This window comes from Micromonospora trifolii, from assembly GCF_050516465.1.
Classification (GTDB): Bacteria; Actinomycetota; Actinomycetes; order Mycobacteriales; family Micromonosporaceae; genus Micromonospora; species Micromonospora trifolii.
On the sequence record NZ_CP191526.1, the window covers coordinates 3,987,948 to 4,003,800 of the forward strand.

General features: G+C 72.2%; 13 protein-coding genes. 6 read left to right on the forward strand and 7 right to left on the reverse strand.

The window, feature by feature from the left end; all coding sequences use genetic code 11:
- Window positions 1-22: 22 nt before the first annotated feature.
- From ACQRWP_RS18415 to ACQRWP_RS18425, 3 genes are all read right to left on the reverse strand, one after another.
- Window positions 23-895, reverse strand: a complete 873-nt coding sequence (locus tag ACQRWP_RS18415; RefSeq protein WP_430496393.1) for a hypothetical protein — start codon at window positions 893-895, stop codon at window positions 23-25.
- Window positions 896-1,040: 145 nt separating this feature from the next.
- The gene (locus tag ACQRWP_RS18420) at window positions 1,041-2,735 is read right to left on the reverse strand and encodes a CocE/NonD family hydrolase (protein WP_430496395.1); all 1,695 of its coding nucleotides are present in this window, start codon (window positions 2,733-2,735) and stop codon (window positions 1,041-1,043) included.
- A gap of 3 nt (window positions 2,736-2,738) precedes the next feature.
- Entirely contained in the window at window positions 2,739-3,254 is a 516-nt protein-coding gene (locus ACQRWP_RS18425) for a MarR family winged helix-turn-helix transcriptional regulator (protein WP_238680251.1), read from the reverse strand.
- A 123-nt stretch (window positions 3,255-3,377) separates the two neighbouring features.
- On the opposite strand from ACQRWP_RS18425, the gene ACQRWP_RS18430 reads away from it, so the two are divergent.
- Window positions 3,378-5,504: an MMPL family transporter gene (locus tag ACQRWP_RS18430; RefSeq protein WP_430496398.1), complete on the forward strand. Its 2,127-nt coding sequence runs from the start codon at window positions 3,378-3,380 to the stop codon at window positions 5,502-5,504.
- A 45-nt stretch (window positions 5,505-5,549) separates the two neighbouring features.
- Here the strand turns inward: ACQRWP_RS18430 and ACQRWP_RS18435 are convergent, their stop codons facing one another.
- Window positions 5,550-6,425 carry a lytic transglycosylase domain-containing protein gene (locus ACQRWP_RS18435; RefSeq protein WP_430496400.1) on the reverse strand — a complete coding sequence of 292 codons (876 nt, stop codon included), beginning with the start codon at window positions 6,423-6,425 and terminating at the stop codon, window positions 5,550-5,552.
- Window positions 6,426-6,459: 34 nt separating this feature from the next.
- On the reverse strand, window positions 6,460-7,881 hold the full coding sequence (locus ACQRWP_RS18440; protein ID WP_430496402.1) for a DedA family protein: 1,422 nt from the start codon (window positions 7,879-7,881) through the stop codon (window positions 6,460-6,462).
- Window positions 7,882-8,014: 133 nt separating this feature from the next.
- Here ACQRWP_RS18440 and typA point away from each other — a divergent pair, with 133 nt between their 5' ends.
- The 3 genes from typA to ACQRWP_RS18455 all read left to right on the forward strand — a co-directional run bounded on the left by typA (window position 8,015) and on the right by ACQRWP_RS18455 (window position 11,627).
- The gene (typA, locus tag ACQRWP_RS18445; RefSeq protein WP_430496404.1) at window positions 8,015-9,883 is read left to right on the forward strand and encodes a translational GTPase TypA; all 1,869 of its coding nucleotides are present in this window, start codon (window positions 8,015-8,017) and stop codon (window positions 9,881-9,883) included.
- A gap of 113 nt (window positions 9,884-9,996) precedes the next feature.
- Entirely contained in the window at window positions 9,997-10,848 is an 852-nt protein-coding gene (locus ACQRWP_RS18450; RefSeq protein ID WP_430496406.1) for a serine hydrolase, read from the forward strand.
- A 77-nt stretch (window positions 10,849-10,925) separates the two neighbouring features.
- Window positions 10,926-11,627, forward strand: a complete 702-nt coding sequence (locus tag ACQRWP_RS18455) for a lysoplasmalogenase (RefSeq protein ID WP_430496408.1) — start codon at window positions 10,926-10,928, stop codon at window positions 11,625-11,627.
- On the opposite strand, the gene ACQRWP_RS18460 is transcribed toward ACQRWP_RS18455, so the two are convergent.
- Window positions 11,596-12,393 carry a tyrosine-protein phosphatase gene (locus ACQRWP_RS18460; protein ID WP_430496410.1) on the reverse strand — a complete coding sequence of 266 codons (798 nt, stop codon included), beginning with the start codon at window positions 12,391-12,393 and terminating at the stop codon, window positions 11,596-11,598. The genes ACQRWP_RS18455 and ACQRWP_RS18460 overlap by 32 nt on opposite strands.
- A gap of 44 nt (window positions 12,394-12,437) precedes the next feature.
- On the opposite strand from ACQRWP_RS18460, the gene ACQRWP_RS18465 reads away from it, so the two are divergent.
- On the forward strand, window positions 12,438-13,535 hold the full coding sequence (locus ACQRWP_RS18465; protein WP_430496412.1) for a mandelate racemase/muconate lactonizing enzyme family protein: 1,098 nt from the start codon (window positions 12,438-12,440) through the stop codon (window positions 13,533-13,535).
- A 59-nt stretch (window positions 13,536-13,594) separates the two neighbouring features.
- The gene (locus ACQRWP_RS18470; RefSeq protein WP_430496414.1) at window positions 13,595-14,518 is read left to right on the forward strand and encodes an NlpC/P60 family protein; all 924 of its coding nucleotides are present in this window, start codon (window positions 13,595-13,597) and stop codon (window positions 14,516-14,518) included.
- A 98-nt stretch (window positions 14,519-14,616) separates the two neighbouring features.
- On the opposite strand, the gene ACQRWP_RS18475 is transcribed toward ACQRWP_RS18470, so the two are convergent.
- Entirely contained in the window at window positions 14,617-15,615 is a 999-nt protein-coding gene (locus tag ACQRWP_RS18475) for a TerC family protein (protein WP_430496415.1), read from the reverse strand.
- Window positions 15,616-15,853 lie beyond the last annotated feature (238 nt).

Here is a 15,853-nt window from a genome sequence, read left to right on the forward strand (position 1 = left end):
GGGCCACGGGCCGCCCCTTCGCTCAGGCGGCCAGCCTGCGGGCCAACTCCTCGGCGACCTGCCGGGCCATGGTGGGCGGAATCGCCGCGGCGATCTTCTCCGGCGTCAGCGAGGCCAGCACGCCCTGGACGATCGCCGGTTCGTCGGCGAAGTCCCGCTTGGCCAGCGCGGTCAGCGCGGTCTGCAGGGAGGTCACCTGCACGGCGAGCGAACTCAGCGTCGGGTGCGTCGACGTGTATTTCTCGACGGTGGCGTCTTGACCCATCGCCATCCGGGTGTAGATCTGCCCGACCGGGTTGCGGCCGTCCAGCACGGTGAGGTTCTTGTGGACCGTGGCCAGCCAGTTGTGTTCTTCGGGGGTCATGTCGTCCTCCAGGAGTCCGATGGAGCTGAGGTAGCGGCGGAATAGCGGCCGCTGGTCGCGGCCGGCCTTGATGGCGTCGCGAAAGAAGCTGAAGTGGGTGTGCCAGCGGTGCGAGCTGTCGCCGCTGGTGCGCTTGCCGAGGCGATCCCACCGCTTCACAGTGGTGCCGTCGGGGCTGTAGATGATCTCGCGGATGTCCCGGGTGTCGGTCGCGTTCGCGGCGCACTGTGCGACGCACCAGACCGAGAAGCTGGGCAGGGTGTTCGTACGACCGCCGGAGCGGACGTCGAACGGGCCGACGTCCAGCGCGGCCGCGTCGAGGGTCAGCCCGGCCCGGTCCCGGGGCGACTCGACCACCGAGTAGTCGCCGGAGACCACCCGGTCCGATCCGCAGTGGTAGCCACCTCGGTGGGCCGAGTCACCGACGATGCCGACCTCGCCCGGGTCCAGGTCGTCTGGCCCAGGGGCGTTGTCGAGGTGAGTGAGGAGAAGACTTCGGACGGCCAGAAGATTAGCTGGGGCCCGGGTCATGGGGTCCCCCTTCCGAGAGAGGGCGGGGACCGGGCGCGACATCACACCGCGTACGCGGTGTTGGGCTTTGGACGAGCCCGGCCTACTGATGCACGGCGCCGGGCGTTGACTCAACCATAGCCCGCTTTTCTGACAAACGCCCAGCTCAGGAGGGGTCTGTTCGAAATGGATATTTACGCTGGGCAGAGTGGACGATCGGCAACAGCAGCGCCGACGGGTAATCCGGATCGTGCAGAACCTGCCGCCAACCGGCACGCAGCGTCACCGCTGTGTCGAGCGGCTCCCCGGTGCCGGGGTTGCGGGCCCACCGTGGATGGGCGCCACCGGAGACCTGCACCCGCAGTCGGTGTCCGGCGGCGAACCGGTACGCGGTCGGCCAGAGCGGCACCGGAATCCGCAGCGTCCCGGAAGGATCGGCCGGGAATCGCTCGGGTGTGACCCGCACCAGACCGTCGCACACGTTCCACGAGCGACCCCGACGGTCCACGTCGCACAGACGAACGAAGACGTCCAGGTACGGCAGGTCGCTGCGGACGTGGATCACGGCGCTGACCGGGCCGATCACCTCGACCGGCCCGGTCAGCGGGGCGCTGGTGTAGGTCAGCACGTCGGGGCGGGCCTCGAGGTGCCGGTTGTCCACCGGGCCGGCCCGTTGGGCGACGAGCAGTGGACCGCCCAGCGACGGGGTGGGGTCGGCGGGGTCGTAGCGGAGTGCGTCCGGTGTCGACGCGACCGGTGGGCGTGCCGCGAGCTCGCCACCGGGGTGCAGGTGCCAGGCGGTCTCGGCCGCCGGGGGTGGCCAGTCCGGCAGGGCCCGCCAGCCGCCGCCGGCGCCGCTGACGTAGATGCGCACGGGCGGCCGGGCTGGCCGCGCCGGGCCGGGCGATCGCGGCGCGGCCGGCAGGTGCTCGTCGAGCCAGGCCAGCCCCTCGCGCAGCGCGGCCACGAACAGTCCGGGACTGCCGTGCGTCCACGGGCCGATCACCAGGCGCGGCGGAGTGCCGGCGGCGCGCAGCACGGCGTGGTCGTCGAGCTGGGCGGGCAGGAAGATGTCGTGCCAGCCGGTGACCATGACCACCGGCGCGCGCACCTTCGCGACCTGGTCGGCGAAGACCCGGGTCCGCCAGTACGCGGCCTGCGGGGTGTGGTGGCGCAGCCACTCCTGGAAGAACGGGATGGTCACGCCGGTGGCCACCCGGTCGGCGTCGGCCAGGGGGAGGTGATCCAGCGCGGCGGCCAGCCGGGGCTGCCCGCGCTTGAGTTCCCACTGCCGGGCCAGCCACGGCACTGTCTGCGCGTGCAGCAGCTCCGCCCAGGTCAGCACGGTGTCCAGGGCGAAGGACTCCCCCGCGTACGTCGAGTCGCGGGTGGCCGAGGCGGTCACCACGGCGACCATCGCGCGCAACTCCTCGCCGGCGTCGGCGGCCAGGGCCCACTGCGCGAAGCCCTGATAGCTGACCCCGAACATGCCGAGCTGCCCGGACCACCAGGGTTGGCGACGCAGCCAGTCCAGGGTGTCCGCGCCGTCGTCGCGCTCGTGCACCAGCGGGGCGAACGTTCCACCGGAGCCGCCGGTGCCCCGGCACGACTGGATCACCGCGTGTCGACCCCGGGCGGCGAGCAGCCGACCGAGCAGCCGCAGCGGTCCACCCCGCCCGTAGGGGGTGCGGATCAGCACGGTCGGCGCGCCGCGGACGGCCGGGGCGTAGTGGTCGGTGCGCAGCACCACACCGTCGCGGGCCCGCACCGGGAGGTCACGGCTGACCCGCACCGGTCCGGGGCGGGTCGGTGGCAGGCGCAGCGCGGCGCCGGCGAGGCGGGTGACGAGCCGATCCGGCACCGGTCAGCCCGTCGGGCGGCGGGGTGACTCCGGCCGGGCGGCGCGCACCGCGTCGCGGTGCCCCCGCAGCGACTCGCTCATCTCCGCCATGAACCGGTGCACCACCTCCAGCTCGTCCTCGCTGAAGCGGGCCATCACCGTGTCGGTGCGGGCGCCCAGCGGCTGGAAGAACTGCATGGCCAGGGCGGCGCCCTGGTCGGCGTAGTGCAGCAGCACCTTGCGCCGGTCGACGGTGTCCCGGTCGCGGCGGATGTGCCCGGCCCGCTCCAGCCGGTCGATCAGGGCCGTGACCGAGCCGGAGGAGAGGTTCAGCTGCTCGCCGAGACGGCCGGGGGTGATCGGGTCACCGAGCAGCTCGGCGTCCATCACCGCGATCAACGCCTGTAGGTCGGTCGGGTTGAGGCCGTGCAGGTTGGCGAAGGCGTGGCCGACCTGCTGGGCGTCCACCGCGTACCGCCGGAGGTTGTTGGTGATCTCCGCGACCAGCTGTTCGCGGCGCGTGTCGCGCCGTCGGTACATGCCGTGAGTCGCCACCTCGCGCCGCTCTTCCCGTCGTCGGTCCCCCGGGTTGCAGCATAGAACAGCCCCGGATAATCTCGGCTATCAAGATACTCGGCTTTCGAAGGACCTTGAGGTCACCTGATGTCTGTGTTCACCAGAGTCGCTCGTGGCCGCCTGGCCGCCTGGCTCACCGTGGCCGCCGCGATCGTCGTGGGCGCGGCCGTCTTCGGGACACCCCAGCCGGACAACCCGGCGCCGGTCTCCGCCACCGGCCTGTCCGTGCAGTGGCAGTCGACCCAGGTGCAACGTCTCCAGGATCAGCTGCCGTCGCGCGACGTGCAGCCGGCCATCGTGGTGATCAGTCGTGGCGACGGCAAGGCGCTGACCGAGACCGACCGGGCGACCATCGGCGCTCGCGCCGACGACCTGCGCCGCTTCGCGGTGGGTGGGCAGGTCAGCCCCGCCCAGGTCTCCCCGGACGGCGCGGTGGCCCTGGTAGCCGTGCCGCTGGACACCGCCGGCGGGCAGGAGGTCGTCACCGACACGGTGACCCAGCTGCGGGCCACCCTCGCGGACCTGCCCGACGGGCTGGCCGCCGAGGTGACCGGCGCCCCGGCGTTCACCGCCGACCTCTCCTCGGTCTTCGACGGCGCCGACGTCACGCTGCTCGTGGTGACCGCCGCCGTGGTCGCGCTACTCCTGCTGATCACCTACCGCAGCCCGTTCCTGTGGATCGTGCCGCTGGTCGTGGTCGCCGCGACCGAGCAGCTCACCCTGCGCGCGGTGGACGTCATCGTGCCGGGCGTCGGCATCAACCTCCAGCCGGGTCAGGTCACCGGCATCGCCAGCGTGCTGGTCTTCGGCGCCGCCACCGACTACGCGCTGCTGCTCATCGCCCGCTACCGGGAGGAGCTGCGCCGCGAGGAGGACCGGTTCACGGCGATGCGCGCCGCGCTGCGCCGCACCGCGGAGCCCATCCTCGCCAGCGGCGGCACCGTCGTGCTCGGCGTCCTCACCCTGCTGCTCAGTGAGCAGGAGACCAACCGGGCACTGGCCGTGGCGTGCGCCACCGGTGTGGTCTTCGCCATGCTCTCGGCCCTGTTCGTGCTCCCCGCCGTGCTGCTGCTCTTCGGCCGCGGCCTGTTCTGGCCGTTCGTACCGCGGGTCGGCGGCCCGGTCCGCGAGGGTCGGCTCTGGGGTCGACTCGGCGCCGCCGTGCAACGCCGCCCGGTGGTGGTCGCGACGCTGGCCACCCTGCTGCTCGGTGGCCTGGCACTGGGTGGGCTCGGCATCCGCACCGGCCTGTCCGAGACCGAACAGTTCCGGGCCGAGCCCGAGGCGGTGACCGGGGCGCAGACCCTGGCCAGGGCCTTCCCCGCCGGCAGCACCCAACCCGTCGCCGTGATCACCACCCCGGCGACGGTGCGGGCGGTCACCGACGCCGCCACCGCGGTACCCGGTGTCGCCTCGGCGCGCCCCGGTGACGCCGGCGCGGCCGTCGCCCAGGTCGACGTGGTCCTCGACGCCGAACCCGGCACCACCGCCTCGGATCGCGCGATCGAGGCGCTGCGGGCGGCGGTCGCCGCCGTTCCCGACTCCGCGCCGCCGGCCGCCGCCGGCGCCGACGCCCCGTCCGGGGCGATCGTCGGTGGCTCCGTGGCCGCCACGTACGACTCCGACGAGGCCAACGACCGGGATCTGCGACTCATCCTGCCGATCATCCTGCTGCTCGTCGGCGCCGTGCTCGTGCTGCTGCTACGCGGCCTGCTCGCGCCGCTGCTGCTGGTGCTCACCGTGATCGCGTCGTACTTCGCCAGCCTCGGCGCGGCCTGGCTGCTCTTCGACCACGTGCTGGGCTTCCCGGCCCTGGACAGCGGTGTGCTGCTGCTCGCCTTCGTGTTCCTGGTGGCGCTCGGGGTGGACTACAACATCTTCCTGGTCACCCGGGCCCGGGAAGACGCTCGCAGCGCCGGCACCCGGGCCGGAATGCTCTCCGCCCTGCGGGTCACCGGCGGTGTGATCACCAGCGCCGGAGTGCTGCTCGCCGCGGTCTTCGCCGTGCTCGGCGTGCTGCCGCTGATCACGTTGACCCAGATCGGCATCATCGTCTGCATCGGTGTCCTACTGGACACCCTGCTGGTCCGCACGGTCCTGGTGCCGGCGCTGGCGTTCCTGCTCGGCGACCGCTTCTGGTGGCCCGGCCGCATCACGCGCGACCCGGTGCGGGCCACCCCGCACTCGCCCGAACCGGTCGCCGCGCACGACTGACCGACACGTCGGGGCCGTGGCGAATCCGCCACGGCCCCGTCGAGGTCAGTACGCCAGGCAGACACACTCGCTCATCAGCGCCCGCACGTTGCGCACGTACGACGGGTTGGGAATGGCCAGCGGCTTCCCCTCCTGCGCCACCGCACCGTGCCCGAAGTTGTACGCGGCGATGACCGCGTTGAGCAGGCAGGAATTCAGCTCGCTGGTGCACAGTGCCGGGTCGAGCCGGAAGTCGGACTCGAAGTACATGTCGCCGATGTACTTCGTCGCCCAGGCCAGGTAGGTGGCGCCGAGGTAGGCGTTGTCCTGGTAGGCGTCGATCTTGTAGCTCTTCTCGAACCGCTGGTTCATCCAGGTCGCGGTGTCCGGCATCACCTGCAACAGCCCGACGCCGCCGTCGCAGGCGTAGATGTTGGACTGCCAGCCGCTCTCCTGCCACGCGGTGGCCTTGAGCAGGGTGAGCGGGATCTTGATGTCCGGCGCCGAGACCGGCCAGTAGGTGCGGTTGGCCGCATCGGTCAGCGCCGCCTTCACCTCGGCCCGGGTCGCCTGGCTGCCCTTGTAGGTCGGCTTGCAGGAACTCGGCGCGGGCTTCGGCGGCGCCGGCGGAACCTCGGTCTCGGTGGGCGGCTTCGGCACCGGGCGTGGCTTCGGCGCCGCCCGGGTCGGCTTCTTCGTCGGCTTCGGCTTCGGGGTCGCGCTACGACTCGGCGCGGAACCCATCGATTCCACGGCGCTCACCGACGGGCTCGGCTCCCCGCTGACCTCGTCGGACGGGGCATCGGTCGGCCCGTCGGTGACGGCGACCGGCGCGGCCAGGCCCGATGGGCTCTCCCCCTTGGCGGCGCAGCCGACCAGCGCGCTCGCCAGCAGGAGCCCGGCGAGCACCGCGACGCCCAGCCGATCAGTGCGTCGCAGCATGCCTTTAACTCCCCCGTGTGATTGTCGCCGCACCCTAACAAGGTTCGACCGGGCGGCGGTGCCCCTGCGACGGCCGCCGGGGGGTCTGGTCCACCGGGGGCTGACCTTTGCCCACCGCCCGGTCCCGGGTCGCCCAGGCGACCATGAACACCACCGTCCAGAGCACCCCGAGCAGCACCGCCGCGGCCGTTCCGCTCGCCGTGTCCAAACCGAGGTAGAGCCGCGCGCCGCCGATCCCGAGCACCCCCGCCGCGGCGGCGGTCCAGGCGGCCACCGCCACCGGCCAGCGGGCGCTGCGCGACACCAGCCAGGCCAGGGTGCAGAAGCTTGCCGCGACCACGGCGTTCTGGGTCGAGAGCGGGGCCACCTCACCGCCGCCCGGGCCGGTCCCGTTCGGGCCGGTCAGCTCGGCCACCACGGCCAGCACCACCAGCGGCACGAACGCGCCGACTGTGCCGACCACGCTGAGCAGGTCCGCCCGCCAGGGTCGGTTGCGCCACGCCAGCACCGCCGCCACCAGCGCCACCAACAGGATCAGCACCGACCCGCGTACCACCGACACCACGACCAGCGTGACGTCGGCGGCGTCCGGGGTACGCCGAGCGGCGAACCACCCCGCGATGGCGCCGTCCAGCGCGGCCAGCCCACTGTTGCGGACCGCCACCGCGAGCAGACCGGCGATGGCGAGCCCGGCGGCGAACAGCAGCAGCAGCCCGGCGGCCAGATTGAGCAGCAGCGTCCAGGCCGGGCCGATCCGCATGGCCACCAGGAAGAACAGCACCCCGTAGCGGGCGGTGAGCCACCGCACCGGAGGCAGCGCGCCGGCCCGGGACAGCAGCGCGCGCACCGGGTCGGGGTTACGACCCAGCCACCGACCCACGAGCACCACGCCCACCAGGCCGGCCAGCAGCAGGACCGCCACCCCGGTGGCCCGGCCGAGCAGCCGGGAGACCGTGTCGTACGACTCACCGGCGAGGTGACCGAGCAGCACCGAACCGCCCACCCAGGTCACCACCCCGGCCAGGTTCCAGAGGGCGAACCGCCGGTACGGCATGCCGGCAGCACCGGCCAGCCGGGGCACCAGGGTCCGGGCGAAAGCCACCCATCGGGCGGCGAACACCCCCCGCCCACCGAGGCGGGCGAGCATGGCGTCGGCGCGGGCCCACCGCTGCGGCCCGACCCGGTGTCCCAGCCCGGCGCGCAGCCGGGGGCCGTACCGCCGTCCGGCGCGAAAGGCCAGCCCATCGCCGAGGACCGCCGCGACGATCATCGCGAACAACGCCGGCCCGAGCCGCAAGGTACCGTTGTAGGTGAGGAAGCCGACGAGCAGCAGGGTAGCCTCACCCGGCACGAGCAGGCCGAAGATCACCGCGGTCTCGCCCGCCACGATCAGCGCGGCGACCAGGTAGATCCACAGGGTGGGCAGACCCTGCACCCAGGTCAGCAGGTCGTGCACTCAGGCCCCCGGGACACGGGTGCCAGCATGCCAGCCGGGAGAACCACCGGCACAGCGGTTTCACCATAGATCAGGGGCACCTGGGGGTGACCCCGACGCAGCCTGCGCGAGCGCAGGCGGAAGGATAGAGGGTATGCAGCTTCGCACCGACCTCCGCAACGTCGCCATTATCGCTCACGTCGACCACGGCAAGACCACCCTGGTCGACGCCATGTTGCGGCAGGCCGGCGCGTACGGCGCACGCGGCGAGAACACCGAGCGGGTGATGGACTCCGGTGACCTGGAGCGGGAAAAGGGCATCACGATCCTGGCCAAGAACACCGGCGTGCGTTACCTGCCGGCGGACGGCTCCGACCCGGTCACCATCAACATCATCGACACCCCCGGCCACGCCGACTTCGGTGGCGAGGTGGAGCGCGGCCTGACCATGGTCGACGGTGTGGTGCTGCTCGTCGACGCCAGCGAGGGCCCGCTGCCGCAGACCCGCTTCGTGCTGCGCAAGGCGCTGCGGGCCCGGATGCCGATCATCCTGGTGATCAACAAGGTGGACCGTCCGGACGCCCGGATCAAGGAGGTCGTGGACGACACCTACGAGCTCTTCCTCGACCTGGACGCCGACGAGGAGCAGATCGACTTCCCGATCGTCTACGCCTGCGCCCGCGACGGCATCGCCTCGCTGACCCAGCCCGCCGACGGCTCGGTGCCCGACGACAGCACCTCCCTGGAGCCGCTGTTCCGCACCCTGCTGGACACCATCCCGGCACCCTCGTACGAGGACGGCGCGCCGTTGCAGGCCCACGTCACCAACCTGGACGCTTCGCCGTTCCTCGGCCGGCTGGCGCTGTGCCGGGTCCGCCAGGGCACCATCAACAAGGGTCAGACGGTGGCCTGGTGCCGCACCGACGGCAGCACCCAGCGGGTCCGCATCTCCGAGATGCTGATGACCGAGGGCCTGGAGCGCACGTCGGCCGAGACCGCCGGCCCGGGCGACATCATCGCCGTCGCCGGCATCCCGGAGATCATGATCGGTGAGACCCTCGCCGACGTCGAGAACCCGGTCGCGCTGCCGCTGATCACCGTCGACGAGCCGGCCATCTCGATGACCATCGGCACCAACACCTCGCCGCTGGTCGGCCGGGTCAAGGGCGCCAAGGTCACCGCCCGCATGGTCAAGGACCGGCTCGACAAGGAGCTGATCGGCAACGTCTCGCTGCGGGTCCTGCCGACCGAGCGGCCGGACGCCTGGGAGGTGCAGGGCCGCGGCGAGCTGGCGCTGGCCATCCTGGTCGAGCAGATGCGCCGGGAGAGCTACGAGCTGACCGTTGGCAAGCCGCAGGTGGTCACCCGGGTGATCGACGGCAAGACCTGCGAGCCGGTCGAGCGGCTGACCATCGACTCCCCGGAGGAATACCTGGGCGCGATCACCCAGCTCCTCGCCACCCGCAAGGGCCGGATGGAGCAGCTGGTCAACCACGGCACCGGCTGGATCCGGATGGAGTGGCTGGTGCCGGCGCGCGGCCTGATCGGCTTCCGCACCGAGTTCCTCACCGACACCCGGGGCACCGGCATCCTGCACCACGTCTTCGAGTCGTACGAGCCGTGGTTCGGTGAGCTGCGCACCCGTAACAACGGCTCACTGGTCGCTGACCGGGCCGGCGCGGTCACCGCCTTCGCGATGACCAACCTGCAGGAGCGCGGTCAGCTCTTCGTCGAGCCGACCACCGAGGTGTACGAGGGCATGATCGTCGGGGAGAACTCCCGCTCCGACGACATGGACGTCAACATCACCAAGGAGAAGAAGCTCACCAACATGCGGCAGTCGACCTCCGACGAGACCGAGAAGCTGGTCCCGCCGCGCAAGCTCACCCTGGAGCAGGCGCTGGAGTTCTGCCGCGAGGACGAGTGCGTCGAGGTCACCCCGGCCACGGTGCGCATCCGCAAGGTGGTGCTCGACCAGCAGCTGCGGGGCCGGGCCACCGCCCGCCGCAAGCACGCCGGCTGATCTCACCCGCACCCGACACCGGGCGCGTCGGCCGCTTGCGGCCGGCGCGCCCGTCGTCTTCCCCCCGACGGGTACGCGAGCCCGCCCGCACGTGATCCGCTACGGTCACCGGCATGACCTGGGATGATCTCGACGCCCACCTGGACCGGGTGCCCGGCACCGTCTCCGCGTACGTGGGACGGCTTAACGCCCCGCCGACCTGGACCCGCCACGCGGACGCCGGCCACTACGCCGCGAGCACCATGAAGGTGGCGGTGCTCGCCGCCCTGCACCGCGCCGCCGAGGCCGGCCCCCTGGACCTGGACGCCCCGGTCCCGGTCGTCAACGACTTCGACTCCGCGAAGCCCGGCGCACCCCGCTTCGCCAACGCACAGCCCTATGACAACGACGACGCGGTCTGGGACCGCATCGGCGGCACCGCGTCGCTGCGCTGGCTGGCCGACCGGATGATCGTGCGCTCCAGCAACCTCGCCACCAACCTCGTCCTCGGCCACGTCGGGCTGCCCGCGGTCGCCGAGGTCTGGGCGCTCGCCGGTGCCCGCAACAGCGTCACGGGCCGCGGCATCGAGGACTTCGCCGCCCGCGAGGCCGGCATCACCAACACGGTCACCGCCGCCGACCTGGCCGCCCTGCTCGGCGCCCTGGCCACCGGGGCTGACACCCCCGGCCCACTCGCCTCACCGGCCGCCTGCACCACGATGCTGGACATTCTGCTCGCCCAGGAACACCGCGAGGACCTCGCCGCCGGCCTGCCCGCGGGCACCCGCATCGCGCACAAGAACGGTTGGGTCCGCGGCGTCCGCCACGGCGCCGGCGTGGTGCTGCCCGACGACGCCCCGCCGTACCTCATCGCCGTCTGCACCACCACCGACCTGGCCGGGGGCGACGACCAGATCGAGGACGACGCCTGCCTGCTGCTCGCGCACATCTCGGCGCAGGTCTGGGCCGCCCGCCACCAGCTCTGACCCCCGACACCCTCGGCGGCGAGGCCGGCGCCGCCGACTGCGGCTAGGCTGCTGGCACCCCCACCCCGGAGCCGCAGATGCCCCGCAGTCGCACCGTGCTGATCGCCTTCCTCGTCGTGACGGCGGCAAACCTGCTGGCCAACGCCACCGGCGGCGGCCTGGCCTTCCTGCTCACCAAGCCGCTGCTGATGCCGCTGCTGGCCGCGTACCTGTGGCGGGTCAGCACCGAACGCGCGGCCCGACCCGACCGCCTGCTACTCGCCGCGCTGGCCTTCGCCACCGGCGGCGACGTCGCCCTCATGATCGACGGCACCGGCTGGTTCCTCGCCGGCATGGCCTGCTTCCTCGGCACGCACCTCTGCTACCTCGCGGCCTTCACCCGGCACGGCGCCGCGACCGCGCTGCGCCGTGCGCCGCTGGTCGCCGTCCCCCTGGGGTACGCGGTGCTGACCGTCGTCGCCCTGACCTGGATGTGGACCGGGCTCACCGACGCCGGTCTGGCCGTGCCGGTGGCCGGCTACGCGCTCGCGTTGGCCGCCATGGCCAGTACCGCCTCCACCCAGGGCTGGCGCGTCGGTCTCGGCGCCGCGCTGTTCCTCGGCTCCGACCTGCTGATCGCCGCCGGGGTGGCCGAGGTGGCCCAACCACCCGGCGCACCGGTGCTGGTCATGGCGACCTACGCCGCCGGCCAGGCACTGATCGTCACCGGCCGCGCCGCCCGCACCGGCACACCCACTTACGCGCCGGTCACTCCAGCAACTGCGCCCGCAACGCCCTGAGGTCGGAGTCGGTGAGCCCCAGCCCGTCGCGCAGGTACGCGTCGAACGAGCCGTGCACCCGACGCACCTCGGCGTAAGCGGCGTCGAGATACTCGGCGCGGACCTCCAGCACCGGCAACACCGCGTCGACGTCCAGCTCGGGATTCCGTCGGCGCATCGCCTCGACGATCACCGCCCGCAGACTGTCGGTCAGCTCGTTGTTGCGCAGGTAGTCGGCGCGAATGGCCGCCTCGTCCACCCCGAGCGCCGTCAACAGGATGACGGTCAGCCAACCGGTGCGGTCCTTGCCGGCGGAGCAGTGGTAGAGCAGCGGCAGATTCTCCGGCCGGGCCGCGAGCCGCACCGCCTCGGCGAAACCGACCCGCGCCGACTCACCGGTGACGAACCAGCGGTAGATCGCCGCCATCGCCCCCGCCGTGCCCTGCCGGGCCAGCTCCGCGTACGCGTTCAGGTCGTGACCGAGCAGCACCGCCGAGACGTACGTGAAGACCGGGTGCTCCGCGTCGTGCACCGGCAGGCGCACCACCCGTGGCTCACCGGCGAACCGGTCCTCCGGAGCGACAGCGATCTCCGAGGCGTCGCGCAGATCCACCACGCACGCCGGCCCCAGCTTCGCCAGCACCGGTAGGTCCTCGTCGGTCAGCCGACCCAGCGCCGGAGTACGGATCAACTGCCCGACGCGGACCCGCCGCCCGCCCGCGCCGACGAGCCCACCCAGGTCACGCGCGTTCGGTGCACCCACCAGCTCCCAGCCCTGCCCGGTCATCCGGTCTCCCCTCCCACCGTGAACCTCCGTATAGGGTGCCCTACATGACGATCTCGGCGGTACGCACCCACCGGGTTTCCGCCCCCTTACACACCCCGTTCGTCACCGCGCTGCGCCGTACCACCACAGTGGACACCCTGGTCGTCGAACTCGTCGACAGCGACGGCCGGTCCGGCTTCGGCGAGGCGCCCCAGGTCTGGCAGGTCACCGGCGCGTCGGTCGCCGGGGCGCAGGCGTGCGTCCGCGAGTTGCTCGGCCCACGGCTGATCGGCCGTGACCCGGACGACCTGGTGACCCGTTGCGCCGAGGTGCAGCGCGCGGTGGTCGGCAACGAGGCCGCGAAGGCGGCGGTGGACGTCGCCCTGCACGACCTCGCGGCGCGGCGGCTGGGCGTACCCCTGGTGCGGTTGCTCGGGGGCACCACGCTGCGGGTCCCGACGGACGTCACGCTGGCGGCGGGCGACGCGGTGGACCTCGCGACCGCGGCACGGCAGCGGCAGGCCGACGGCTTCGGCGTGCTCAAGTTGAAGGTCGGCACCGACGCGGCCGGTGACCTGGACCGGGTGCGCGCGGTACGGGCGGCCGTGGGCCCGGGCACCCGGATCCGGCTGGACGCCAACCAGGGCTGGACGCCCCGGGAGGCGGTCCGGGTGATTCGCGGCATCGAGGACGCCGGGCTCGACGTGGAGTTGGTCGAGCAGCCGGTGGCCCGCTGGGACCTGGACGGGCTGGCCTGGGTCAGCGACCGGGTCTCCGTGCCGATCCTGGCCGACGAGGCGGTTTTCGGGGTCCGTGACCTGGTGGAGGTAATCCGCCGCCGCGCCGCCGACCTGGTCAACGTCAAGCTGGCCAAGTGCGGTGGGCTGCATCCAGCCCGTACCCTCCTCGACCTGGCCACCGCGCACGGGCTCGGCACTGTGGTCGGCTCGATGATGGAGAGCCAGGTCGGCATCGGGGCGGCGGCGAGCCTGGTCGCCGCGTACGGCACCACAGCGGTCGCCGACCTGGACGCCGCCTGGTGGCTGGCGTGGTCACCGGTGCAGGGCGGCATCCGCTACGACGGGGCTACCGTGGTGCTGCCGGACGCCCCTGGCCTGGGCATTTCCGGCCTCGCTGAAGCAAAAGTGCAGGCTCGTGGTTGATGACCGTCGGTTTCTTTCATAGGGTTCCCCTGGACAGCCGACACGATCTGGGGGTTGACGTGGAGCTGCAACCGGGCCGCGAGGCCGTCGTCCGGGTCGCCGTGGCGACGCTGTGGACCTCCCCCGAGGCAGTCCGCCCGGTCGACCGTCCGGCGCTGACCGCCGGCGTCGACATCCCGACCTGGGTCTCCGGAATGGACACCGACCAGCAGGTCGGCGACTGCGTGCTGACCCAACTCCTGCTCGGCGAGCGGGTCCTCGTCAGCGAGCTGCGCCCGGACGGCTGGGCCCGGGTCGTCGCCGTCGAACAACCAGCCGCCAAGCTGGACCCCCGCGGTTACCCGGGCTGGCTCCCCGCCGAGCAGTTGGCCGTTCTCGACCCGGCCCACACCAGCACCGACCACCCACTGGTGGTGGACGCCACGTTCACCGGGCTGCACGCCGCCCCGAACGGGCCGCTGGTGCTGCCCGGCGTCGTCGTCGGCACCCGGCTCGTCCCGGCCGGCCCCTCGCTCGACGACTGGCAGCCGGTGCACGTCCCCGGCCGGGCCACCCCGCTCTGGTTGCCCGACCGCCACCTGGTCCCGTCCGACGCCGCGTCGCCGACCGCCGCGCAGGCGCTCGCGGTGGCACAGCGCCTGCTGGACGTGGTCTACATCTGGGGCGGTCTCTCCGCGCACGGCATCGACTGCTCGGGGCTGGTGCATCTGGCCTGGCGTCGGTTCGGGGTGCTGCTGCCCCGCGACGCCGACGACCAGGCCGTGGCCACCACCCCGCTGTCGTTGGGCGCGGAACGCCCTGGCGATCTCTACTTCTTCGCCCGACCCGGCCGCAAGATCCACCACATCGGCATCGTCACCGCCACCCCCGGCGACGGCGGCCAGCGCCGGATGCTGCACGCCTGCTACCGGCGGCGACGGGTCATCGAGGAGGAACTGCCGGCCGACCGGACCGCCACGCTGGTGGGCGCGCACCGGGTCTAGGGCGTGTTTCGGAAGTGTCGGTCGGCGTAGGCCGGCCAGCACCTCCGAAACACGCCCTTCACCGGCCGGGCGCGTGTCCGCACCCGGCCGGTGACCGGTCAGTGTCGGGCGTCGGCCAACTCGCGGCGCCGGTCCCGGGAGGACTTGATCAGGCTGGCGGCGGTGGCGATGCCCAGGGTGCCGATGATGACCAGCAGCGACAGCCAGATCGGGATGTGCGGCGCCCAGCCGACGTGCTCGCCACCGTTGATGAACGGCAGGTTGTTGTCGGCCAGTGCCTCCAGCACCAGCTTGACCCCGATGAAGCCGAGCACGACGGCCAGGCCGTAGCTCAGGTAGATCAGCCGGTCGAGCAGGCCACCGAGCAGGAAGTAGAGCTGCCGAAGGCCCATCAGCGCGAAGACGTTCGCGGTGAAGACCAGGTACGGCTCCTGGGTGATGCCGAAGATCGCCGGGATCGAGTCCAACGCGAAGATCAGGTCGGTGGTGCCGATCGCGATCATCACGATCAGCATCGGCGTGAACAGCCGCTTGCCGGCCACGTGGGTGGTCAGCTTCGCGCCGTCGTAGTCCTTCGAAATCGGCAGCGCCTTGCGGCTCCACCGGATCAGCAGGTTCTCGGAGAACTCGTCCTCGTCCGGCTCACCCTGCCGGGCCAGGTTCACCGCGGTGTAGATCAGGAAGGCGCCGAAGATGTAGAAGACCCAGGAGAACTGCGTGATCAGTGCCGCACCGGCGGCGATGAACCCGCCGCGCATCACCAGCGCCAGCACGATGCCGACGAGCAGCACCTTCTGCTGGTACTGCCGAGGCACCCCGAAGCGGGCCATGATGATCACGAAGACGAAGAGGTTGTCCACCGAGAGGCTGTACTCGGTGAGCCAGCCGGTGTAGAACTGGCCGGCCGCGCTGGCCCCGGAGGTCAGCCAGACACCCGCACCGAAGAGCAGGGCGAGACCGACGTAGAAGCCGACCCAGAGGCTCGACTCCCGCACACTCGGCTCGTGCGGGCGCCGACCGATGATCAACAGGTCGACGAGCAGGACCGCAGTCAGTGCGACAAGCGTTCCCGCCCACACCAATCCGGACACGTCCAACGTTCATTCCTCCGGCAGACACGCGGCGTCGGGCACACCGTACGCCCCTGCGGGAGCCGGCGTGCCGCTGTCGCTCACTCTGGTGACTGTCGGAGGTCTCTTCCGCCGTCGCCCCGGTGAGGGGCGGCGACCTACGGGGCCGGGTCGGGACACCGTGGTTCCGGCGATCGACCGTGCTGACGACTCCGTTGCGGGGGAATACTCCCCTCCTCGCTGACCATTGTTGCCCACCACGCCC

Excerpts from the sequence above, each read along its gene's own strand:
- typA (WP_430496404.1), top strand. The coding sequence starts at position 8,015 with ATGCAGCTTCGCACCGACCTCCGCAACGTCGCCATTATCGCTCACGTC.
- ACQRWP_RS18460 (WP_430496410.1), bottom strand. The coding sequence starts at position 12,393 with ATGACCGGGCAGGGCTGGGAGCTGGTGGGTGCACCGAACGCGCGTGAC.
- ACQRWP_RS18425 (WP_238680251.1), bottom strand. The coding sequence starts at position 3,254 with ATGTACCGACGGCGCGACACGCGCCGCGAACAGCTGGTCGCGGAGATC.
- ACQRWP_RS18465 (WP_430496412.1), top strand. The coding sequence starts at position 12,438 with ATGACGATCTCGGCGGTACGCACCCACCGGGTTTCCGCCCCCTTACAC.
- ACQRWP_RS18450 (WP_430496406.1), top strand. The coding sequence starts at position 9,997 with ATGACCTGGGATGATCTCGACGCCCACCTGGACCGGGTGCCCGGCACC.
- ACQRWP_RS18430 (WP_430496398.1), top strand. The coding sequence starts at position 3,378 with ATGTCTGTGTTCACCAGAGTCGCTCGTGGCCGCCTGGCCGCCTGGCTC.
- ACQRWP_RS18415 (WP_430496393.1), bottom strand. The coding sequence starts at position 895 with ATGACCCGGGCCCCAGCTAATCTTCTGGCCGTCCGAAGTCTTCTCCTC.
- ACQRWP_RS18435 (WP_430496400.1), bottom strand. The coding sequence starts at position 6,425 with ATGCTGCGACGCACTGATCGGCTGGGCGTCGCGGTGCTCGCCGGGCTC.
- ACQRWP_RS18455 (WP_430496408.1), top strand. The coding sequence starts at position 10,926 with ATGCCCCGCAGTCGCACCGTGCTGATCGCCTTCCTCGTCGTGACGGCG.